Origin of the sequence: Pseudomonas sp. S3E17 (genome assembly GCF_024168685.1) — a bacterium.
GTDB classification, from domain to species: Bacteria; Pseudomonadota; Gammaproteobacteria; order Pseudomonadales; family Pseudomonadaceae; genus Aquipseudomonas; species Aquipseudomonas marginalis.
This window is the reverse complement of the sequence record NZ_JALJWE010000001.1, coordinates 5,156,913-5,179,951: the sequence shown is the minus strand read 5'-3', so window position 1 is coordinate 5,179,951 and position 23,039 is coordinate 5,156,913. Positions and strand designations below refer to the sequence as shown.

The window sequence follows — 23,039 nt, the reverse complement described above, 5'->3', positions numbered from 1 at the left end:
TCGGGAGCAAGCCCCCTCCCACAGGAGACAGCGTCGCTACAGAATTCCGTATGCAAGCCGATAACCCGTGAATAAGTCCAAGCCTTGTTCCAGGGGAGTTCGCAACATGTATCGTTGGTTAGCCGAAAAGCTGGGGAATGTCAGCGTCAAAACCAAGCTGGCGGTGGGCTTTGGCCTGGTATTGCTGTTGACACTGATGATCACCTTCACCGGCTGGACCGGCCTGGGCGACGTGATCAGCCGTGGTGACAAGCTGGGTTACATCTCCAGCCTCAACGGCTTGACCAAAGACCTGCGCCTGGCACGCCTTGACTACGAGATGCGCCGTGGCGAACAAGGCCCGACCGCCGTCAGCGAGCTGCTGAACAAGCTGGACACTGGCCTGAAGACCGCACGCAGCCTGATCGAACAACCCACGGATGCCGCCCTGGTCGATGAGCAATTGGCCGCCGTGGACCAGTACAAGCGCGCGTTCAACGATATGGTGCAGGCAGGCACCAACCGCGAAAATGCCCGCAGCAAGCTGGGCGATACCGCCGATAATGCGGTACTCAAAGTCAGCGAAGTGGAGAAATCCCTGCTGCAAGGCGACAGTGTCACGCTGTTCAACAGCGTGGTGGACCTGAGCAAACTGATCCAGCAAGCACGCTTCCAAGTACGGGGCTACACCTACAGCGGCAAGGTGGAGGCCGAGCAGCCCGCGCTGGATGCCATCGACAACGCGCTGAAAAAAATCACCAGCCTCACCAGCCAAATACCTGATCAGTATTCAGCCAACCTGCAACAGGCCAGCGTCTCACTGCAAGCCTACCGCGCTGCCGTCAGCCAATACCGCGACTCTCAAGTGGCCAGCGCAGCGGCACTCAAGACCATGTCTGCCCAGGGCGATATCCTGCTGGGCCACAGTGACAAACTGACGGTTTCCCAGACCGCGGTACGCGATGCGGATGCCGCGCAAGCCAAATACTTGCTGCTAATGGCCACCGTGCTGGCGCTGATCTTCGGCCTGGTTGCCGCCTGGGCCATCACCCGCCAGATCATCCTCCCCCTGAACCAGACCCTGCAGGTCGCCGAGCGCGTAGCGTCGGGCGACCTGAGCCACAACCTCACCTCCTTGCGCCAGGATGAGCTGGGCCAACTGCAACGGGCCATGCAAAGCATGACCGTGGGCCTGCGCGAGTTGATCGGCGGCATCAGCGAAGGGGTCACCCAGATCGCCAGCGCCGCCGAGCAACTGTCGGCCGTCACAGAACAAACCAACGCCGGGGTCAACAGCCAGAAAGTCGAGACCGACCAAGTGGCCACCGCCATGAATGAAATGGCCGCCACCGTGCAGGAAGTGGCGCGCAATGCCGAGGAAGCCTCGGAAGCCGCAGTGGCCGCCGACCAGCAGGCCCGCGAAGGCGACAAAGTGGTCGGCGAAGCGATCGCCCAGATCGAACGCCTGGCCACTGAAGTCGGCAACTCTACGGTCGCCATGGCCGATCTGAAGCGCGAAAGCGACAAGATCGGCAGCGTGCTCGATGTGATCAAGTCCGTGGCCCAGCAAACCAACCTGCTGGCGCTCAACGCAGCCATTGAAGCGGCAAGGGCCGGTGAGGCCGGACGCGGTTTCGCGGTGGTGGCCGATGAAGTGCGCAGCCTGGCCCAGCGCACCCAGAAGTCCACCGAAGAGATCGAAGAGCTGATCGTCGGCCTGCAAAGCGGCACCCAGCAGGTGGCGAACATCATGGACAACAGCCGTGGCCTCACCGACAGCAGTGTCGAGTTGACGCGCCGCGCCGGCAGCGCCTTGGAGAACATCACACGTACGGTTTCGACCATCCAGGCGATGAACTCCCAGATCGCCACCGCCGCCGAGCAGCAAAGCGCCGTGGCGGAAGAGATCAATCGCAGTGTGTTGAACGTGCGCGATATCTCCGAGCAGACGGCTTCGGCCAGTGAAGAGACCGCCGCATCGAGTACCGAACTGGCGCGCCTGGGCACTCATCTCCAGGCGCTGGTCGGCCGCTTCCGGGTCTGACCCCGTCCCCGCGTGGCGACCCGCCCTGGGTCGCCGCCTGCAATCTGTGAAATTTCCTACGCGTTTATCAGCCCCACCTCTGCGCCGAGAGAACTAGCGTTCAATTCAGCTCAATGTGCCTGCGCACGTTGAGAACGCCCACTGTTCACTTGTCGGAGGTTGATCATGCTTCGTCGAATGACTTACCTGTTGGGTGACGCCAGTGTCACTCTCAAACTGGCCCTGGGCTTCTCCCTGGTCCTGGCATTGAGCCTTGTGATTGCCGTGACTGGCTGGCAGGCGCTGGCCGCGTCCCTTTACCGCTCGCAGACCCTGACCGTGCTCGCGCAATTGGCCGTGACGGGTGAAGAACTGCGGGCTGACCGAATCGTTTACCGCACCCTGGACGATACCAACAGCCTCAACAAATTGAGCGTGAGCATAGAAAAAATAGACGGGCTCCTGAGCGAGCTTTCCAACCGCCTCAAAGCCCCAAAACCCATTCAGTACCTGCAGGAGATGACCCGCCTTTCTGCAACGTTCAAAGCCACGCTCAAGGAGGTGCCCGCGCTGGTCGAGACACGTGAGAGTGCCCGTGAACAGCTCAAGCAGAGCTCCGTACGCACCGGCGATGTACTCGCACAACTGGCCAGCGACTTACCCGACCAGGAGGATGAAAAAGCCCTCGATGCCATCGAAAACCTGCGCCAGGCCATAGAGCAGGCGGAGGATCGTGCCCAAACCCCTGCCTGGGCCGCCAGCTCGCTGGATGCCTACGCCCAGGCCGTCAGCGACGCCGAGCGCAACCTCGAACTCGCCCAGGCGGGCGTAGCAAAATTGCCGGTCGACAGCGGCGCCCTGAAAAATACCGTGCTCAGTATCCACACCCACCTCACACGCCTCAAAGACACGCAACTCACAACCGAAGGCGCGCAAAATCAATTGGAACAGCAACTGGACCAACTGCTCGCCCAGAGCGATCTCTTGAGCCAGGACCAGACTCAACGGCGCGAACGCGAAGCCGAACAAGCCCGCACCCAAACCCTTGGTACAACTGCTGCCGCCTTGCTGTTGGGCACCCTCGCGGCCTGGCTGATTGCCGGGCAGATCGTGAAACCGCTGCGCAAAGCGCTGTCCGCTGCCAATCGCATTGCGCAGGGCGACCTGAGCCATGACGTGCAATCCCGACGGCGTGACGAGTTGGGCCAACTGCAACGCAGCATGAGCCAAATGACGCTGAACCTGCGGGGGCTGATTGGCAACATCAGCGACAACGCTCGGCAAATTGCCAGCGCCGCCGAAGAGCTTTCCGCCGTGACCGAACAAACTCGCGCCGGGGTGAATCATCAGCGCGATGAAACCGAGCAGGTCGCCGCCGCCATGAACCAGATGCTCGCCACCGCCCAGGAGGTTGCGCGCCACGCCGAGCAGGCTTCGCTCGCCGCCGGACAGGCCAATCAACAGACTGAGCTGGGCGATCAGGTGGTGACGGATGCCGTGGCGCAAATCGAGCACCTTGCCCATGAAATGGCGCGCGCGGGTCAGGCCATGGTGGGGCTGCAACGGGAAAGCCAGAAAATCAGCAGTGTGCTGGATGTGATCAAGTCCGTGTCACAGCAGACCAACCTGCTGGCGCTCAACGCCGCGATAGAAGCCGCACGGGCCGGCGAGGCCGGTCAAGGCTTCGCGGTGGTCGCCGATGAGGTGCGCGGTCTCGCCCAACGGACCCAGCAGTCCGCCGAGGAAATCGAAGAGCTGATTGGCGGCCTGCACAGCGGAACCCAACAAGTGGCCGACATCATGGACTACAGCCGCACCCTGACCGACAACAGCGTCGGCCTGGCCCGCAATGCCGGGGACTCTCTGACGGAGATCGCCCGCACGGTGTCGGTCATCCAGGAAATGAACCCGCAGATCGCCGCTGCCGCCGAGGAGCAAAGTGCGGTGGCCGAAGAGATCAACCGCAGCGTATTGAAAGTACGCGACGCCTCGGAGCAAACCGCCGCCGCCAGTGAACAGACGGCAGCGGCCAGTATCGAACTGGCGCGGCTGGGAACGGATTTGCAGCAATGCGTGGGGCGGTTCAAGGTATGAACGCCCCGCGCCCTATAGCACCTGGCGCAGGAACGCCTGGGCGCGCGGGTCTTTGGGCGCCGCGAAGAACTCGGCCGGGGCCGCATCTTCCAGCAACTTGCCATGATCGAAGAACAGCACACGATCCGCCACTTCACGGGCAAAACCCATTTCGTGAGTGACGCAGACCATGGTCATGCCCTCCAGGGCCAGGGTCTTCATCACGTCCAGCACCTCGCCGACCATTTCCGGGTCGAGGGCCGAGGTGGGCTCGTCGAACAGCATCACCTTGGGCTCCATCGCCAACGCCCGGGCAATCGCCACCCGCTGTTGCTGGCCGCCGGAAAGCCGCGACGGGAACTCGTTGGCTTTCTGCGCAATGCCGACCTTTTCCAGCAGCGCCAGGGCCTTGGCTTCTCGCTCTTTCTTACCGCGCTTGCGCACGACTTTTTGCGCCAGGCACAGGTTTTCCAGCACGGTCATGTGGGGGAACAGGTTGAAGTGCTGGAACACCATGCCGACTTCACGGCGATAGGCATTCACATCGGTTTTCGGGTCGGCCAGTTGCAGGCCATCGATGCTCACCGAGCCGGAATCGAATTCTTCCAGGCCATTGAGGCAACGCAGGAACGTGGACTTGCCGGAGCCGGACGGGCCGATCACCACCAACACTTCGCCCTTGGCCACCTGGGTGGTCACATGGTCCACCGCGCGCACCACGTGCCCGCGGGTATCGAAGACTTTTACCAGATCGCGGACTTCAATCACTTTGGGCGAGCCTCCGCTCAAGCCGGCTGGCCATTTTCGACAGCGGCAGGTTGATCAGCAGGTACAGCCCTGCGACACAGAACAGGATTTCAAACGGCGAGAACGAGGTGGTGATCACTTCGCGACCGCTTTTGAGCAGCTCGGTAATCGCGATCACCGAGACCAGCGAGGTGTCTTTCACCAGGCTGATAAATTGCCCGGCCAGCGGCGGCAACACGCGCTTGAAGGCCTGCGGCAGCACCACATGGCGCATCGACTGGCTGGCACTCAGGCCCAGGGAGCGCGCGGCTTCGTTCTGACCACGGGTGATGGACTGCACGCCCGCGCGGACGATTTCCGCCACATAGGCGCCGGTGAACAGCGACAGGGCGGCGATCCCGGCGAATTCCCGGGACAGGTTGAGCACCGTGCCGATAAAGAAGTAGAAAATGAAGATCTGCACCAACAGCGGCGTGCCCCGCACCAGCTCGACGTAGATCGTCGACAGGTCGCGCAGGGTCGGATTAGTGGAGAGTCGGCACAACCCCGTGGCCAGGCCAATCGCCAGGCCGAGGATCCCGGACACCACCGACAGCCACAACGTGGTCCACAGGCCCCACATCAAGGGGCCCAACGCCCAATGGCGGTTAACCCCGATGACATCGCCCTCGGCCACATCGTCGCCGCGCGCCACTTGCAGGCTGTTGTCGGCCACGCTCACGCGCTGTTCGACGCCGGTATCGTTGCGCAGGGTGACTTCGGCCACATCGCCCTTGCGGACCAGCTCCACGACAGTGGAGATGTCCGCAGCGCGCTGGGACTCTTCGGCCTGGTAGGCGAAGTATTGCGGGACCCGGTTCCAGCGCCATTCGTAGGACATCAGCGAGGTGGCGTAATACAAGGCGCCGGCCAGGCCGACCAGCACGACCACGGTCAGCAGGTGCCAGGGCCATTGGGCTTTTTTCTGTTTCATCTACTCAGCATCCAAAAAATCGAGGCCCGCACACCTGAGGTGGCGAGCGGGCTCCCCACAGCAAGCCCTCTCACACCAGAAAACAGTCCCGCTTTATTCCATGTCCTTGAGCCACTCGGAGCTCTTGAACCACTTGTCATGGATGCGATCGTAGGTGCCGTCGTTCTTGATCTGGTGCAGGAAGTTGTTGATGAAGTTGATGCTGTCGTAGTCACCCTTCTTCAGGCCGAACGCCAGCGGTTCAAAGGTGAAGGGTTCTTCGAGGAACACCAACTTGCCGTTACCGACTTTTTTCTCGGCGACCACGTTGTACGGCGCGTCATACACGAAGGCATCGGCCTTGCCGTTGACCACGTCCAGCACACCTTCCTGCTCGTTGTCATAGCCGTGGTACTTGGCCTTGGAGATCAGCTTCTTGGCGACCATCTCACCGGTGGTGCCGAGCTTGGAGGTCAGGCGGTACTTCTCGTCGTTCAGGTCTTTGTAGGACTTGATGGTGCCTTCCAGGTCCTTGCGGATCAGCAGGGTCTGGCCAACCACGATGAAGGGCTCGCTGAAGTTCAGGCGCAGGTTGCGTTCCTGGGTCAGGGTCATGCCGCTGCCGATCATGTCGAACTTGCCGGTGAGGAACGCCGGGATGATGCCGTCATAGCCGGTAGACACCAGCTCGAGCTTGACGCCCATGGACTTGGCCATGGCCTTGAGGATATCGACCTCGAACCCAATGATTTCGCCCCGTTTGTCAGTCATTTCGAACGGCATGTAGGTCGGGTCCATGCCGACTTTCAGCGTGCCGCGCTTGACCGCATCATCGATGGCACCGGCCTGGGCGGCATTGGCCGCAACCAGCGCGGCGACGCCGAGCAGCAGCATCGAAAGATACTTTTTCATCATCAAGTCCCCTGAACGATTCTTATACGGTCGGCGCGCAAAAGGGCTGCACCAATTCGGGGTGCGATCCTAACCCACTCATTGCCTGTCACAAAGGTTTCACGGGTATTTGTTATCTGCGTATGTCGGAAAAGTCCCACAACAACGCAGCCAACTGCTGGGATAGACGCTTGCGTTGGCAGCGCTGGCAACGGATTGATGTGCAAGAAGTTATGACTTCCAGTCGACCTCTACCAGCCAGTCCATGTCCTTGAACCACTTGTCGTGCAAGCGATCGTAGGTCCCGTCCTGGGCGACTTGATTGAGGAAATGGTTGATCCAGTTGAGGCTGTCAAAATCGCCTTTTTTCACACCAAACGCCAAGGGTTCAAAGGTGAATGGCTGTTCAAGCGCCAGCAGCTCGCGGTTTTCCGGCAAGCTCAGGGCGATCAGGTTGTAGGGCGCATCATAAATAAAGGCATCGGCGGCGCCGTTCACCACTTGGCGCACAGCCTCCCGGGGCGTTGCAAAACTGCTCAAGCGCGCCGCCCCCAGGAAACGTTGCGCCGCCGCCTCGCCAGTGGTGCCCTGGACGGTGGTGACGCGGTAAGTGGCGTCGTCCAGGTCTTCGACACTGGTGACCTTGCCCCTCAGGCTGGGGTGCAGCAATACGGTTTGCCCCACCACGATAAAGGAGTCGCTGAAATTCAGCTTCAGGTTGCGCTCCTGGGTGACGGTCATGCCGCTGCCGATCAGGTCGAACCTTTTCGCCTGCAGCCCAGGCAGCAACTCGGTATAGGGCACGCTGACCAATTCAAGTTCAACACCCAGGGCCTGGCTCATCACCTTGAGCAGGTCGATTTCAAAGCCCACGATACGACCCTCTTTATCGGTCATTTCAAAGGGGACATAGGTGGGCGTAGTACCCACTTTCAACACACCACGCCGAACCGCATCGTCGATGGCACCGGCCTGCACCAGACCACTGTGAATCAATGTGATAACGCCGATCAGCAATGCCGAACAATACCTTTTGATCATGAATCCCCCTGTGATCGAGCCGAATTTGGGGGGCGATCCTACCCCACTCGCGGGCACGCAAATATGCCTCGGACAAGGGACTTTTGTTTCGAAATAACAAGGAGTTAGGGCGATAGAGAAACGCTGTAGGACCAGCGCTTCGAACGCCCCCGAAGTGAACCCTCGGGGGCGCCTGAATCAGGCCGGTTGGGCCTGGGACGACAGCGGTTGCAGCGGCAGTAACGGCGCGTGCGGGTCGGCCTTGATCGAATTACGCCAGGCAGCGAGCCACTCGGCATGCCCTTCGCTCCAGATCTGCTCATGCAAGCGGGCCAGGGCTACCGGGTCGCTGAGCAACGCCAGGCGTTCGCCGTTGTTGAGGCCGGCAGGGCCGACTTTCAACGCATGGCGCACACGTTCGGTACGCAGGTACTCGATCGGCTCGGCCTGACCGTGACGCGAGGTCGCCAGGGCACAGGCCAGGGCGTTCTGCTGCGGGTCGACCACCGAGCGTACGAAGCCGTCTTTCAGCGCGTGCCAACGGTTTTCGTGGGTGTACTTGTCGGTGGACAGCAACGCTTGCGGCGGATTGTATTCCTCAGGGATCAGGAACAGGCTCTCATCCCGAGACTTCAGGCCGAGGTTGACCCGGCTGGAGATCACCGATACCGGGATCGACAGCATCAACGAACCCACGATCGGCACCAGCCACCACAGGAAGCTCGGGTTCAACCACACCACCAGCAGGGCCCAGAAGAAGCCAAGCAGGGTCTGCGTGCCGTGACGCTTGATCGCTTCGCCCCACGGGGTGGAGTCGTCGTCACGCTGCGGCGAGTTCCAGGTCGCGGCCCAGCCGAGGAACGCGGCGAGCACGAAACGGGTATGGAAAATCATCCGCACCGGCGCCAGCAGCATGGAGAACAGCATCTCCAGCAGCATGGACATGGTTACCTTGAACTTGCCACCGAACTCTTTCGCGCCCTTGGCCCAGATCAGGATGATGCTCAGCAATTTCGGCAGGAACAGCAGCACGATAGTGGTGGAGAACAGCGCCACCGCCTTGTCCGGGTGCCATTGCGGCCACAGCGGGTACAACTGGCGTGGCGCCATGAAGTACTGCGGCTCCATCAGGGTGTTGACCGCCAGCAAGGCCGTCGACAGCACCAGGAACAGGAACCACAACGGTGCCGACAGGTAGGACATCACGCCGGTCAGGAACACCGCGCGGTGCACCGGGTGCATGCCCTTGACCAGGAACAGGCGGAAGTTCATCAGGTTGCCGTGGCACCAGCGACGGTCACGCTTGAGTTCATCCAGCAGGTTCGGCGGCAGTTCTTCGTAGCTGCCCGGCAGGTCGTAGGCAATCCACACGCCCCAGCCGGCACGGCGCATCAGCGCTGCTTCAACGAAGTCGTGGGACAGGATGGAACCTGCGAATGCACCTTTACCCGGCAATGGCGCCAGGGCGCAGTGCTCGATAAACGGCTTCATGCGGATGATCGCGTTGTGACCCCAGTAGTGGGATTCACCCAACTGCCAGAAGTGCAGGCCGGCGGTGAACAGCGGGCCGTACACCCGGGTGGCGAATTGCTGCATGCGCGCATACAGGGTGTCCATGCCCGACGCACGGGGCGCGGTCTGGATAATCCCGGCATCCGGCGTGGCTTCCATCAGGCGCACCAGGCTGGTCAGGCATTCGCCGCTCATCACGGAGTCGGCGTCGAGAACCACCATGTACTTGTAGTCGCCGCCCCAACGACGGCAGAAGTCGTCGAGGTTGCCGCTTTTACGCTTCACGCGACGGCGACGGCGGCGATAGAAGATCTTGCCGAAGCCACCCGCCTCACGGCAAACGTCGAGCCAGGCTTGCTGCTCGGCGATGCAGATGTCGGCCTCGTTACTGTCGCTGAGCACGAAGAAGTCGAAACGATCGAGGTCACCGGTGGCGGCCACCGATTCGAACGTCGCGCGCAAACCGGCGAATACCCGCGGCACGTCTTCGTTGCAGATCGGCATGACCAGCGCGGTGCGCGCGTCTTTCGGGATCGGCTCGTCGCCGGCACTTTTACCGGAAATCCGGTATTTATCGTGGCCGGTGAGCAGTTCGAGGAAGCCCATCAATGCAGTCCAGAAACCGGCCGAGACCCAGCAGAACAGGATCCCGAACATGATCAGGATGCTGGTCTGCAGGGCGTAAGGCAGCACCTGGGTGGCGGTTTGCAGCAGGGTCTGGTTGCGGATCTCGTCGAAGTCGACCAGCGACCAGCCCTGGTACGGCATGATGCCTTTCATGTACCAGCCGGCCACGATGGTCTGGCCGAGCATCAGCACCAGCAGGATGTAACGACGAATCGAACCCACGGTACGCCAGCGGGCTGCAGGCAATACGCGCTCATCCTTCGGCGGGGCCGGCGGGTTGCTGCGGCCGGTGATCCGCCGCCAGCCGCGCACCAGGATATTGGTGCGCCACGGTTCAGGCACCACGCGGGTACGGCGGATCGGCGGCGTGGCCTTGAGGCACACGCGCCCACTGGCGTCGAGCCCGAGCATTTCGGCGTCTTGCAGCTCTTCGGCAGTGCTGAGGGTCAAGCGGCGACCCACCGACGCCTGGGCGGCGTCGACGGGTGCATCGAACGCCTTGGACGACAAGCGCTCGTGCAACTCGGTGAAGGATGTGCAGCCCGCCAACTCGGCGCGCTGCTCAGCGGTCATCGGAAGATGCGCCAGGTACTCGGAGAGAGTCTCTGGCTGGACTTGAGAATTACTCATCGGCAGGCAACTGATAGCTCCAGGTTTCGGTCAGGACTTGCTCGGTCTTGATCGGCTCCGGTGTGGCTGGGGCAGCTTCTGGCTGCTTGGCTTCCTTGTCTTTCGCGTCTTTCTTGGCCTGTTTCTCGTGCTGCTTGGCCAGGACCTTGTCGGCCTTCAGCACCTGGGTCGAAACATGCTCAGGCTCAGGCGGCGTGATGTCCTGGACCAGGGCTGCACGCATCTCGGTCGGCTTGCCTGCGTCCTTGATCTTCATACGCAGGGTCAGGCGCCAGCCTTTGGTGTGTTCGTTGTAGCGCACGCTGTTTTCTACCAGCTCGGCGTTGTCACTCACGCTCACCTGGCTGCGCACCGGGGCGTCCGGCAGCAGTTTCTTCAGGGACGGGCCCTCGAAGTCCACCAGGTATGCCACGCTGCCATCCGGCTGACGGATCAGGTTGGATTGCTTCACATCACCGGTGGAGCGCAGGGTCTGCTTGACCCAGGCACTGTCCGGCGAATGGAACGCGGCATCATCGAGGGTCCAGTGCAGGCGGTAGGCCACTTCCAGCGGCTTGCCGACTTCCGGCAACTCGGCCGGGCTCCAGAACGCAACGATGTTGTCGTTGGTTTCATCGGCAGTCGGGATCTCCACGAGGTCGACGGAACCCTTGCCCCAGTCGCCTTCAGGCTCGATCCACGCGCTTGGGCGCTTGTCGTAGTTATCGTCGAGGTCTTCGTAGTGGCTGAAGTTGCGACCGCGTTGCAGCAGGCCGAACCCACGCGGGTTCTCCACGGTGAAGTTGCTGACCGACAGGTGTTTAGGGTTGTTCAGGGGGCGCCAGATCCACTCGCCGTTGCCGGCATGGATCGACAGGCCGCTGGAGTCATGCAGCTCGCGACGGTAGTTGAGCACCTTGGACGGCTGGTTGGCGCCGAACAGGAACATGGAGGTCAACGGGGCAACCCCCAGTTTGCTGACCTTGTCACGCAGGAACATCTGGGATTTCACATCGACAGCCGTGTCGGTGCCCGGACGCAGGATCAGGCGATAGGCGCCGGTCGCACGTGGGGAATCCAGCAGGGCAAAGATCACCAGGTGCTTGTCACCCGGTTTTGGACGTTCGATCCAGAACTCGGTGAAACGCGGGAACTCTTCACCCGACGGCAGCGCGGTATCGATCGCCATGCCACGGGCGGACAGGCCATAGACCTGGTCCTTGCCGACGACGCGGAAATAGCTGGCGCCGAGCATGGTCATGATTTCGTCTTGCTTGTCGCCCTTGTTGATCGGGTACAGCACACGGAAACCGGCGTAACCCAGCTGTTCGGTGGCTTTAGGATCAAACTTCACGTCGCCGAAATCGAAGCGAGTCGGGTCGTATTTGATTTCCTGGACGCTGTCGGCGGTCACTTCGTTGATTTTCACCGGTGTATCGAAATGCATACCCTGGTGATAGAAGGACAACTTGAACGGGGTGTTCTGATCGGCCCATTCGGCTTTTTCATTGCGGAAACGAATCTTCTGGTAGTCCGCGAACTTCATTTCGCGGAATTCGTTCGGCAGATTGCTGCGCGGAGCTTCGTATTTCTGCCCGGCCAGCTCTTTTGCCTTGGCCGACACATCATCCAGACTGAATGCCCACAGTTGACCCGCGCCGAACAGGCAAAACAGGGCGGAGCCCGTCACCAGTGCGTTTCGTAACCGTTTGGCAGACAATTTTGGTGCATTACAGGGACTAACAATCACGAGCAACCCTCGCCGAAAACAGATCAAAAAACCAACGGCCAGCTATCTATATGCCAGGTTGGCGAGCATTGTTCCGACTCCCCTGGGTCAAAATGATTCCCCAGTGGTTATCGGACAAGTCTCTACCTAAGTCAAAAATGGACCAAACAACGCTGATCCCCGTAGCGCGCGATTATCTAGTAGCCCGCGAGACAACGCATCAGGGACAACGAAGTATTTGTAGCGAAACCCTACGTTTTTAGGCATTAAAGTCGTTTTTAATACATTCATGTCTGTAAGAGAAAGGTCACAGGGCCATCATTGACCAAATGCACCTGCATATCCGCGCCAAAACGCCCCGAGGCCACCTTGCCATGCAATTGTTGCGCTTGTAACAGCAAGTGATCAAAAAGCGCCGCTCCCAGGGCCGGCGGGGCAGCGGTGGAAAAGCTCGGCCGCAGGCCGCTCTTGGTATCCGCCGCCAAAGTGAACTGCGACACCAGCAGCAATCCCCCCTCGATATCCTTCAACGACAGGTTCATCTTGCCCTCGTCGTCGCTGAACACCCGGTAGTTAAGCAGCTTGTGCAGCAGTTTGTCGGCGCTCTCGGGCGTATCTGAAGGTTCGACGGCCACCAGCACCAGCAAACCCTGGTCGATCGCCCCGACAATTTCGCCCGCCACTTCGACCCGGGCGCCGCGCACCCGTTGCAGCAAGCCCTTCATGCTTCTTCTGGCGGCAGATCAAGCAGGCGCCGCGCCATTTCGCCGGTCGCGCGCACCAGTGCATCGGTAATCCCGGGCTCGGACGCCGCATGGCCCGCTTCACGGATGACCTGCAGTTCACTGTTCGGCCAGGCCTGATGCAGCTCCCAGGCGTTATCCAGCGGGCAGATCATATCGTAGCGGCCATGGATGATGACGCCAGGCAGATGGGCGATCTTGTGCATATCGCGAATCAGCTGGTTGGGCTCCAGGAAGGAGTTATTGGTGAAGTAGTGGCACTCGATACGGGCGATGGACAGCGCGCGCTGAGGCTCGGAAAAACGCTCCACGTGCTGCGGGCTCGGGCACAGGCCGAGCATGCGCCCTTCCCAGCCGGACCAGGCCTTGGCGGCGTGCATCTGGGCGATCTGGTCGTTGCCGGTCAGGCGCTTGTGGTAGGCCGCGATCATGTCGTGACGCTCATCGGCGGGAATCGGCGCGATGTAGTCCTGCCAGTAGTCCGGGAACAGGCGGCTGGCACCGGCCTGGTAGAACCATTCGATGTCCTGGGGGCGGGCGAGGAAAATACCGCGCACGATCAGGCCATGCACACGTTCGGGGTGGGTTTGCGCGTAGGCCAGGGCCAGGGTCGAGCCCCAGGAGCCGCCGAACAGCACCCATTTGTCGATGCCAAGATGTTCGCGGATGCGCTCGAGGTCGGCGACCAGGTCCCAGGTGGTGTTGTTCTCCAGGCTCGCGCGCGGGGTGGAACGGCCGCAGCCACGCTGGTCGAAGGTGACGATGCGGTACAGGTTGGGATCGAAATAGCAGCGGCTCTGGGCATCGCAACCGGCGCCAGGGCCACCGTGGATGAATACGACAGGCAAGCCTTCGGGGGAGCCACTTTCATCGACGTACAGCGTGTGGGTGTCATCGACTGCCAGATCGTGCCGGGCGTAGGGTTTGATCTGCGGGTACCAAGTCTGCATTGCGCGCTCCGTAGGGGGTCGGGTTCATCCCTGGGGGGACGTCTTTTATTTTGCCGTCTGGCACTATAAACCCGAATTGTGCAATGAGCATGTCCTTGAGCGCTTAGAGCTGCGTCAGTAGTTCGCTCCTCAGGTAATCCAACAGGTAACCGTACAGCCGATCCACCTCCGGGGCCTGGCCCTTTGCGCGTAGACAGCCGTGGACCAGGCCTTTGCCCGGATACAACAGTGCAGGCACACCGGCCTGTTGCAGGCGCTCGGCGTACAGCATGCCGTCGTCGCGCAGCGGGTCGAATTGGGCTACTGCGATCAAGGCCTTGGGCAAACCACTGAAATCATCGGCCAGCAGCGGCATGGCATAGGGCGATGGTTTAGCCAAATCGCGCAGGTAGAGCGCCAGGTAGTAATCGGTGTCGGCAGTGCTGAGCAGCGGTGCGTCCATGCAGTCACGGCGCGAGGGCAAATCAGCCGGGCCGCCCAGCCCGGGGTAAATAAGGACCTGGGCCCGCGGCATAGGCTGGGCATCATCGCGCAACCCCAGGCACAACGCCGCCGCCAGGTTGCCGCCTGCGCTGTCACCGACCACCGCCAGGCGTTGCCGATCGATGGCGTGCGGGCCCTCCTCTGCCTGGATCGCCTGCCACACCGCGCGACAGTCGTCGTATGCAGCCGGGAATGGGTGCTCGGGCGCCAGGCGGTAGTCGATGGCGATCACCAGCACCCGGAGGGCATTGGCCAGCTCGAAGCAGATGAAGTCATGGGAATCCAGGCCGCCGACCACCCAGCCACCGCCGTGTATATAGAGGAGACATGGCCAGCCGTCGGCGGGGGGCGGTGTGGGGGGCAGATAACTGCGCACGTCCACGCCGGCCAGGGTGAAGTCCGTGAGCTGCAAGCCTTCCGGTTTCGGCGGGGTGAATGCCTGGCACATGTGCTGGTAACTTTGGCGCTGGCTCGTCAGGGAAGAGTCGGCGCAGGTGAAGGACTCGGTTTTTGCGACGAAGGCGGCGAGTTGCGGGGATATCGGGTACATACGCGATGATCTCTGGCGCGGCAGGTTCAAGGTCGGGGGCTTCCGATTGCGATGGATCAATCACTTGATAGGTTGCCCGGCATGGCGCTATCGGGGCAGTCGTATCTACTTCGGTGAAAGCATAACCTGAGGTAATGAAGTCCTTGTGGTGAGCGGGCTTGCCCCGCGCTGGGCTGCGAAGCAGCCCTAAAACCCCACACGCTGAGTACTAACAGAAAAATCCCGGCGCCTTTATTGGGGCTGCTTCGCAGCCCGGCGCGGGGCAAGCCCGCTCACCACAGCGTTATGCGTCAACCCTTAAGATACCCATGGCTATCGGGGCTGCACTTGGCTTAGGGTTTGAGGTAGGCCTGGAGCGACGCCAAGCCATCGCTGCCATCAAATGCTGTAACCCCGGCCAACCAGCGCTGCAAATCCTCGGGGTGGTCGCGCAGCCATTGCCTGGCCACGTCCTGCGGCGACTGGCGCTCCATGATCGGCACCATCAGCTGGCTTTCCTGGGCCGCGGTGAAGGTCAGGTTTTCCAGCAATCGGTTAGCGTTGGGGCAGCGTTCGGCAAAGTCCGGCGCGGTCACGGTGGAGACCGTGGCACGCCCTTCGTCAGGACCGAACACGTCTTCGCTGCCAGTGAGATAGGCCATTTTCATATTGATGTTCATGGGGTGCGGGGTCCACCCGACAAATACCACGAACTCCTTGCGGTTCACCGCGCGCTGCACCGCCGCCAACATGCCAGCCTCACCGGAAGCCACCAGCTTGAAGCCGCCCAGGCCGAAGTGGTTGGTGTCGATCATTTTCTGGATATCGGTATTGGCGCCGCTGCCGGGCTCGATGCCGTAGATCTTGCCGCCCAGCTTGTCCTTGAAACGGGCGATGTCGGCAAAGGTCTTCAGCCCGGCGTCAGCCACGTATTGCGGCACGGCCAGGGTGGCCTGGGCATCGGCGAGGCTGGGTTTATCAAAGACCTTGACCTGCCTCGTGGCCAGAAACGGCGCGATGTTGTTGTCCATCGCCGGCTTCCAATAGCCGAGGAACACGTCCAGGCGTTTATCGCGGATACCGGCAAAAATGATCTGCTGCACGGCGCTGGTCTGCTTGCTGTCATAGCCCAGGCCGCTGAGCAGCACGTCGGCCATGCCCGAGGTGGCGACCACATCGGTCCAACTGACCACGCCCATGCGCACGGTTTTGCAGGAGGCCGGTTCGGCGGCCATGGCTTGGGCACTGAGGAGTGCGGCGCCGGTGAGGGTCAACAGGTAACGGTTGAACAGCCTTTTCATGAAAGAGGTCTCACTCGGCAGCTTTTATTATGGGAAGTGGCGTCTGGTGCGCCATAACCACAACCTTACCGAGCGAGACCTCTCCCAACACGACCTGTGGCGACTGTGAGTTGCACAGGGGCGACCGTTCGTCACTCGTAGCGCTTGCGCCCCCACGCCAGCAAGCCTTCCAGCAGCTGCTTCAACACCACTTGCGTCGGCTCGGCCAGATCCGGGCGATAGCGGAACGGCTCGAACTCTTCCATATACGTGCTCTGGCACAATTCCAGCTGCACCGCATGGATATCCTGCGCTGGATTGCCGTAATGGCGGGTGATATGCCCGCCCTTGAAGCGCCCGTTCAGCACATGGGTGTACTGAGGATGGGTGGCACAGATGGCCTCGAGCTGGCTCGCCAGTTCCGGATCGCAGGCGGCGCCGTTGAAGGTGCCGAGGTTGAAGTCCGGCAGCTTGCCCTCGAACAGGTGCGGGATCACCGAGCGGATCGAGTGCGCATCGAACAGCAGCGCATAACCGAACTCAGCCTTGAGCCGCGCCAGTTCCTCTTGCAGCGTGCGGTGATACGGGCCCCAGATCTTTTGCAGGTAACTGGCGCGCTCTGTCTCGCTCGGCTCCAGCCCTTCGCGGAACAACGGCACGCCATCGAACAGGGTCGCCGGGTACAGACCGGTGGTGGCACCGGCGTACAGCGGCTTGTCGTCCGAAGGCCGGTTCAGGTCAATGACAAACCGCGAGTACTCCGCCGACAGGGTGCTGGCACCCAGCGCTTCGGCGAAGTCATACAGCGTGGGGATGTGCCAATCGGTGTCCGGCAGGCTTTGCGCTTCGGGGATCAACCCGGCTTCCACCGCAGGCGTCAGGCGCAGGCCGGCGTGGGGCATGCTGATCAGCAGCGGCACACGGCCTTGTTTGAAGCTCAGAACCTTATCCACAGCAGTGCTCCTTATACAGTGACGTCGACGCCGTGGCGCACGACGCGTTTATCCAGCTCACCGCCCAGCCAATAGGCGAGGTCGGCGGGGCGATCGATCTGCCAGGCGACAAAGTCGGCCACCTTGCCCACTTCCAGGGACCCATGGGTGTCGCCCATGCCCAGGGCAGTGGCCGCATGTTGTGTGACACCGGCCAGGGCTTCTTCCGGGGTCATGCGGAACAGGGTGCAGGCCATGTTCAGCATCAGGCGCACCGACAACGCCGGCGAGGTGCCGGGGTTGAGGTCGCTGGCGATGGCGATCTTCACACCGTGCCTGCGCAGGGCGTCCATCGGCGGCAGCTGGGTTTCGCGCAGGAAGTAGAACGCCCCCGGCAGCAAGACCGCGACGGTGCCGGCAGCGGCCATGGCGGTGGCGTCTTCTTCGGTCATGAATTCCAGGTGATCCGCCGACAGCGCGTGGTAACGCGCCGCCAGGCTGGAGCCGTGCAGCGACGACAACTGCTCGGCGTGCAGCTTTACCGGCAGGCCGAGTTGCCGGGCGACCTTGAACACCCGCTCCACCTGCTCGGTGGAAAACGCCAGGTATTCGCAGAACGCATCCACCGCGTCCACCAATCCTTCCTCCGCCAAGGCCGGCAGCATCTCGGCGCAGATGTGCTCGATGTAATCATCGGCGCGGTCCTTGTACTCCGGCGGCAATGCATGGGCCGCCAGGCACGTGGCACGCACGCTGACCGGCAGCGCTTCGCCCAGGCGCCGAGCCACACGCAACATCTTGCGCTCGTTGGCCAGGTCCAGGCCGTAGCCGGACTTGATCTCCACCGTGGTAACGCCGTCGCGCAGCAGGCTGCGCAGGCGCTTATGGGCGCTGGCGAAGAGTTCATCCTCCGTGGCAGCGCGGGTGGCACGCACGGTGCTGGCAATACCGCCGCCCTTGGCCGCGATGTCGGCATAGCTCACGCCCTCGAGGCGCTGCTCGAATTCGCCGCTGCGATTGCCGCCAAACACCGCGTGGGTGTGGCAGTCGATCAGCCCGGGGGTGACCCACGCGCCGTGCAGGTCATGCACCTGGGCGTAATCCGCCGTCGGTACTTCGCTGCGCGGACCGATCCACTCGATGAGCGAACCGGCGGTGACCAGGGCGGCATCCTCGATGATCGAGTATTTGCCCTGGGCCATGGTTGCAACGTGGCAGTGTTGCCAAAGGGTTTTCATCAACGCCTCCCTAAGTTATCGATGAGACAAGGCCGGGTCGTAATGGACCTTGGCCGCTTGCCCGGCGGCGGGCTTGACCCACAGCAGGTAGGCAACGACCAGCAACACGATCCACACCGCACCGACCAGCAAGGCCGCCTGGGTGTCCGGGAAGTAACCGAGCACGCCAAACACAAACAGCATGAACACGATGGCCGCAGCCGGCGCGTAGGGCCAGAACGGCACCGGGAATTTCAATTCGGCGACCTGCTCTTTCGTCATCGAGCGGCGCATGGCGACCTGGGTGAACAGGATCATCAGCCACACCCATACGGTGGCGAAGGTGGCAATCGACGCGATCAGCAGGAACACGTTTTCCGGGATCAGGTAGTTGAGCAGCACACCGCCGAGCAAGGCGGCGCCCATCACCACCACCGTCATCCACGGTACGCCTTGCCTGGACAACCGGGCAAAGCCCTTGGGCGCCTGCCCTTGCTGCGCCAGGCCGTACATCATGCGGCCGGCACCGAAGATGTCGCTGTTGATGGCCGACACGGCCGCCGAAATCACCACGATATTGAGGAGGGTCGCCGCCGAGCCTATCCCGAGGTTGCTGAAGATCTGCACGAACGGGCTGCCCTGGCTGCCGATCTGCGGCCATGGGTAGATGGCCATCAAGACAAACAACGTCAGCACGTAGAACAACAGGATGCGCAGCGGCACGGCGTTGATCGCCTTGGGGATCACGCGCTGCGGGTCCTTGGCTTCACCGGCGGTGATGCCGATGATCTCGATGCCGCCAAACGCGAACATCACCACGGCAAACGAGGCGATCAGCCCACCAATGCCGTTGGGCATGAAGCCGCCGTGGGCCCACAGGTTGCTCAGGCCGCTGGCCTGGGTTTCGCCGGCCGAGTGGATGCCGAACAGCATGATGCCGAAACCGCCGAGGATCATCGCCACGATGGCGCCGACCTTGAGCAGCGACAGCCAGAACTCCATCTCGCCAAAGACCTTGACGTTGCACAGGTTCAGGCCGCCGATCAAAAACACGATGCCGAGCACCCAGACCCAACGCGCGACCTCGGGAAACCAGAAGCCCATGTAGATGCCGAAGGCGGTAACGTCGGCGAGACAGACGATGATCATTTCAAAGGCGTAGGTCCAGCCCAGGATAAAACCGGCCAACGGGCCCAGGTAGGTGCTGGCGTATTGGCCGAAGGAGCCGGAGACCGGGTTGTGCACGGCCATTTCACCGAGGGCGCGCATCACCATGAACACCGCGGCGCCGCCGATCAGGTAAGCCAGCAGCACGGCGGGGCCAGCCATCTGGATGGCCGAGGCGGAACCGTAGAACAGCCCGGTGCCGATCGCGGAACCGAGGGCCATGAAGCGAATATGTCGGGCGCTCAGCCCGCGTTTCAAACCCTTTTCTTGCTGGTGCATTTCTCGTCCCTAATTATTTTTATCCTGAGAAAGTTGTTTGTGGTGAGCGAGCTTGCTCGCGCTCGAGTGCGAAGCGCTCGCGGCCTTTTTTGGGGCTGCTGCGCAGCCCGGCGCGGGCAAGCTCGCTCACCACAGAGAGCCATGCCGTTCTCTGAACCGCTTACAGGCTCGGCAGCAACGTGGCCGGCACCAACTCATTCAGGCAGCGGCTGGCGAGCAGTTCGCTGGCGGCGATGATGTCCGGGGCGAAGAAGCGGTCCTTGTCGTAGAACGCCACTTTGTCGCGCAACAAGCCACGGGCTTTTTCCAGTTTCGGCGAGGTCTTCAGGCCTTCGCGCAGGTCCAGGCCCTGGCACGCGGCCAGCCATTCCACCGCGAGGATGCCGCGGGTGTTCTCGGCCATTTCCCACAGGCGCTTGCCGGCCGCCGGGGCCATCGACACGTGGTCTTCCTGGTTGGCGGACGTCGGGATGCTGTCGACGCTATGGGGATGAGCCAATGCCTTGTTCTCACTGGCGAGGGCGGCGGCGGTCACCTGGGCGATCATGAAACCGGAGTTCACCCCACCATTGCCCACCAGGAACGGCGGCAGTTGCGACATGTGCTTGTCCATCATCAGCGAGATACGACGCTCGCTCAGGGAGCCGATTTCGGCGATGGCCAGGGCCATGTTGTCAGCGGCCATGGCCACCGGTTCGGCGTGGAAGTTGCCACCGGAGATCACGTCACCCTCAGCGGCAAATACCAACGGGTTGTCGGACACGGCGTTGGCTTCGACCACCAGTACCTCGGCCGCCTGGCGCAACTGAGTCAGGCAGGCACCCATGACTTGTGGCTGGCAGCGCAGGGAGTACGGGTCTTGCACTTTGTCGCAGTTCTGGTGCGATTGCGACACCTGGCTGCTCTCACCGAGCAGGTCACGATAGGCCGCCGCCGAATCGATCTGCCCACGTTGACCGCGAGCCGCATGAATACGCGCGTCGAACGGCGAGCGCGAGCCCAGCACCGCTTCCACTGTAAGGCTGCCGCACGCCAGGGCGCCGGCGAACAGGTCTTCGCCTTCGAACAGGCCACGCAGGGCATAGGCGGTGGACACCTGGGTGCCATTGAGCAGCGCCAGGCCTTCCTTCGCGGCGAGGGTCAGCGGCGTCAGGCCGGCGACTTTCAGCGCGTCGGTGGCTTCCAGCCATTCGCCCTTGTAGCGCGCCTTGCCTTCGCCCAGCAGCACCAGGGACATGTGCGCCAACGGCGCCAGGTCACCGGAAGCACCAACGGAGCCTTTCAGAGGAATATGCGGGTACACCTCGGCATTGATCAGCGCAATCAGCGCGTCGATCACCTGTCGGCGAATCCCAGAGAACCCACGGCTGAGGCTGTTGACCTTGAGCACCATGACCAGCCGCACCAGCGCATCGCTGATCGGCTCACCGACGCCGGCGGCGTGGGACAACACCAGGGAACGCTGGAGGTTTTCCAGGTCTTCGCTGGCGATGCGGGTCGAGGCCAGCAGGCCGAAACCGGTGTTGATGCCATAGGCGGTGCGGTTCTCGGCGAGAATCTGTTCCACGCAGGCCACACTCGCTTCGATCTGGGCCGAGGCACTGTCATCCAGGCGCAGGGTTACCGGCTGCTGGTAGATGGCCCGCAGTTGGGCGAGGCTCAATTGGCCTGGAATCAGGTTTAGCGCAGTCACATTCATACTCCTTGTGAATTATTCTTTTGAAATAAGTGTTCAGTGCAGATTCGGTAATGCGGTGTCCTTGAGCACCTTGGCGGCGGCCGCAATATCCGGCGCCAGCCAACGGTCCTGCTCATAGGCCGGCACCACTTCACGCAACAGGCGCCAGGCGCGATCGGTGCCCGCGCCGAAGCGCTGGTCTTTCAGGAATTCGAAGGCCTGGGCCGCCAGCAGGTACTCGATGGCGAGGATCTGGGTGACGTTGGCCACTACCTGGTGCAGCTTGAGCGCGGCGTTGGTGCCCATGCTCAGGTGGTCTTCCTGCAGCCCCGAGGTGACGAAGTTGTCGAGCACCGCCGGTTGCGCCAATTGGCGGTTCTGTCCGCACAGCGAGGCGGCGACGTACTGCACGATCATCATCCCGGAGTTGACCCCGGGGTTGCTCACCAGGAACGCCGGCAGGCCACTGACGTGGGGGTTGATCAGGCGGTCGAGGCGGCGCTCGGCCACCGAGCCGATTTCGGCCAGGGCAATCGCCAGCAGGTCGGCGGCCAGGGCGACGGACTGGCCGTGGGGGTTGGCCTGGGACACCACGCGGTAGTGGTCCGGCGTGCCGAGCACCAGCGGGTTGTCGGTGGCGCTATTGAGTTCGGTCTCGATCTGGCGAGTGGCGTGTTCCACCTGGTCGCGCGCCGCGCCGTGGATCTGCGGGATCGAGCGGATGCTCAGGGCGTCCTGGGTGCGGATGCCTTTGCTGCTCGCAATCACTTCACTGCCATCGAGCAACGCACGCAGGTTGCGGCCGACATGCTGCATGCCCGGGTGCGGCTTGAGGGCGATAATTTCTTCGTCGAAGGCATCGATCTGGCCGCGTTGTGCCTCGAAGCTCATGGCGCCGATCACGTCGGCCCATTGCAGCAAGTGATGGGCGTCGGCCAGGGCCAGGCAGCTCAGGCCGGTCATGCACGGCGTGCCGTTGACCAGGCACAGGCCGTCCTTGGCGCCGAGCACCACCGGCCGCAAATCTTCTTCGTCCAGGGCCTGTTGCGCCGGCACGATCCGGCCGCGATAGCTCACATTTCCTACACCCAGCAGCGCCACACCGACATGAGCCATATGGGTCAGGTAACCCACCGAGCCCTGGGACGGTACTTGCGGCGTGATGCCGTGGTTGAGCAGTGCCAGCAGCGAATGCACCACCTGCGGATGCAGGCCGGATTTGCCGTGGCTGTAGTTGATGACCGCCGCGCAGATGATCGCGCGGGTCTGCTCGTCGCTGAGGACCGGGCCGACGCCACAGGCGTGGCTGAGCAAGGTATTGCGCGACAACTGGCTCAGCTGCTCGCCCTTAAGGGACACGTTGCACAGCGCGCCCAGCCCGGTGTTCACGCCATAGGCACGTTCGCCGCTGGTGACGATGCGCTGCACGATGGCCTGGGCATTGTCGATCCGCGCCCAGGCCTGGCCCGAGAGTTCGAGCACCGCACCGTGACGGGCCACGGCGACCACGTCCTGCCAGCGCAGCGGAGTGTCGGCGATGATGATTTTTACTGCCTGGGACATTGTTGACCTCTTCATATTCTCTACAGCTTTGCCGGCCTCATCGGGGGCAAGCCCCC

The 23,039-nt window shown here is 62.1% G+C and carries 16 protein-coding genes and 1 pseudogene; 2 read left to right on the top strand and 15 right to left on the bottom strand.

What is annotated here, in order from left to right:
- Nucleotides 1-106: 106 nt before the first annotated feature.
- Nucleotides 107-2,023 (top strand): methyl-accepting chemotaxis protein, encoded by a 1,917-nt coding sequence (locus J3D60_RS23360; protein ID WP_065940767.1) that lies wholly within the window; start codon nucleotides 107-109, stop codon nucleotides 2,021-2,023.
- Nucleotides 2,024-2,188: 165 nt separating this feature from the next.
- A complete protein-coding gene (locus tag J3D60_RS23355) occupies nucleotides 2,189-4,096 on the top strand; it encodes a methyl-accepting chemotaxis protein (protein WP_065940766.1) in 1,908 nt (635 codons plus the stop codon).
- Between the two features lie 12 nt (nucleotides 4,097-4,108).
- Here J3D60_RS23355 and J3D60_RS23350 read toward each other — a convergent pair whose 3' ends face one another.
- The 15 genes and pseudogenes from J3D60_RS23350 to hutH (J3D60_RS23280) all read right to left on the bottom strand — a co-directional run bounded on the left by J3D60_RS23350 (nucleotide 4,109) and on the right by hutH (J3D60_RS23280) (nucleotide 22,983).
- Complete coding sequence (locus tag J3D60_RS23350; protein WP_027605038.1) at nucleotides 4,109-4,843, bottom strand: amino acid ABC transporter ATP-binding protein; 735 nt, start codon at nucleotides 4,841-4,843, stop codon at nucleotides 4,109-4,111.
- Entirely contained in the window at nucleotides 4,836-5,795 is a 960-nt protein-coding gene (locus J3D60_RS23345) for an amino acid ABC transporter permease (RefSeq protein ID WP_065940765.1), read from the bottom strand. Before J3D60_RS23345 ends, J3D60_RS23350 begins: the two co-directional genes overlap by 8 nt.
- A 93-nt stretch (nucleotides 5,796-5,888) precedes the next feature.
- Entirely contained in the window at nucleotides 5,889-6,686 is a 798-nt protein-coding gene (locus J3D60_RS23340; RefSeq protein WP_065940764.1) for a transporter substrate-binding domain-containing protein, read from the bottom strand.
- Nucleotides 6,687-6,896: 210 nt separating this feature from the next.
- Nucleotides 6,897-7,706, bottom strand: coding sequence for a transporter substrate-binding domain-containing protein (locus J3D60_RS23335; RefSeq protein WP_253492976.1), 810 nt, complete (start codon nucleotides 7,704-7,706; stop codon nucleotides 6,897-6,899).
- A gap of 169 nt (nucleotides 7,707-7,875) precedes the next feature.
- Nucleotides 7,876-10,454, bottom strand: a pseudogene (mdoH, locus tag J3D60_RS23330) (glucans biosynthesis glucosyltransferase MdoH); the annotation flags it as partial.
- Nucleotides 10,447-12,183 carry a glucan biosynthesis protein G gene (locus J3D60_RS23325; RefSeq protein ID WP_367399672.1) on the bottom strand — a complete coding sequence of 579 codons (1,737 nt, stop codon included), beginning with the start codon at nucleotides 12,181-12,183 and terminating at the stop codon, nucleotides 10,447-10,449. The pseudogene mdoH and the gene J3D60_RS23325, both read right to left, overlap by 8 nt.
- Before the next feature lie 266 nt (nucleotides 12,184-12,449).
- Nucleotides 12,450-12,887, bottom strand: coding sequence for a D-aminoacyl-tRNA deacylase (gene dtd / locus J3D60_RS23320; protein ID WP_065940761.1), 438 nt, complete (start codon nucleotides 12,885-12,887; stop codon nucleotides 12,450-12,452).
- Nucleotides 12,884-13,855 (bottom strand): prolyl aminopeptidase, encoded by a 972-nt coding sequence (pip, locus tag J3D60_RS23315; RefSeq protein WP_027605045.1) that lies wholly within the window; start codon nucleotides 13,853-13,855, stop codon nucleotides 12,884-12,886. Before pip ends, dtd begins: the two co-directional genes overlap by 4 nt.
- A 103-nt stretch (nucleotides 13,856-13,958) precedes the next feature.
- Nucleotides 13,959-14,888, bottom strand: coding sequence for an alpha/beta hydrolase (locus J3D60_RS23310; RefSeq protein ID WP_253492975.1), 930 nt, complete (start codon nucleotides 14,886-14,888; stop codon nucleotides 13,959-13,961).
- 332 nt (nucleotides 14,889-15,220) lie between these two features.
- The gene (locus tag J3D60_RS23305; RefSeq protein WP_253492974.1) at nucleotides 15,221-16,168 is read right to left on the bottom strand and encodes a choline ABC transporter substrate-binding protein; all 948 of its coding nucleotides are present in this window, start codon (nucleotides 16,166-16,168) and stop codon (nucleotides 15,221-15,223) included.
- A 131-nt stretch (nucleotides 16,169-16,299) separates the two neighbouring features.
- Entirely contained in the window at nucleotides 16,300-17,100 is an 801-nt protein-coding gene (gene hutG, locus J3D60_RS23300; RefSeq protein WP_253492973.1) for an N-formylglutamate deformylase, read from the bottom strand.
- 11 nt (nucleotides 17,101-17,111) lie between these two features.
- Complete coding sequence (gene hutI / locus J3D60_RS23295) at nucleotides 17,112-18,317, bottom strand: imidazolonepropionase (protein WP_253492972.1); 1,206 nt, start codon at nucleotides 18,315-18,317, stop codon at nucleotides 17,112-17,114.
- Nucleotides 18,318-18,332: 15 nt separating this feature from the next.
- Nucleotides 18,333-19,742 carry an amino acid permease gene (locus J3D60_RS23290; RefSeq protein ID WP_065925740.1) on the bottom strand — a complete coding sequence of 470 codons (1,410 nt, stop codon included), beginning with the start codon at nucleotides 19,740-19,742 and terminating at the stop codon, nucleotides 18,333-18,335.
- 160 nt (nucleotides 19,743-19,902) lie between these two features.
- Nucleotides 19,903-21,441, bottom strand: coding sequence for a histidine ammonia-lyase (gene hutH / locus J3D60_RS23285; RefSeq protein WP_253492970.1), 1,539 nt, complete (start codon nucleotides 21,439-21,441; stop codon nucleotides 19,903-19,905).
- A 33-nt stretch (nucleotides 21,442-21,474) separates the two neighbouring features.
- Nucleotides 21,475-22,983, bottom strand: a complete 1,509-nt coding sequence (gene hutH / locus J3D60_RS23280; protein ID WP_253492968.1) for a histidine ammonia-lyase — start codon at nucleotides 22,981-22,983, stop codon at nucleotides 21,475-21,477.
- Nucleotides 22,984-23,039: the final 56 nt, after the last annotated feature.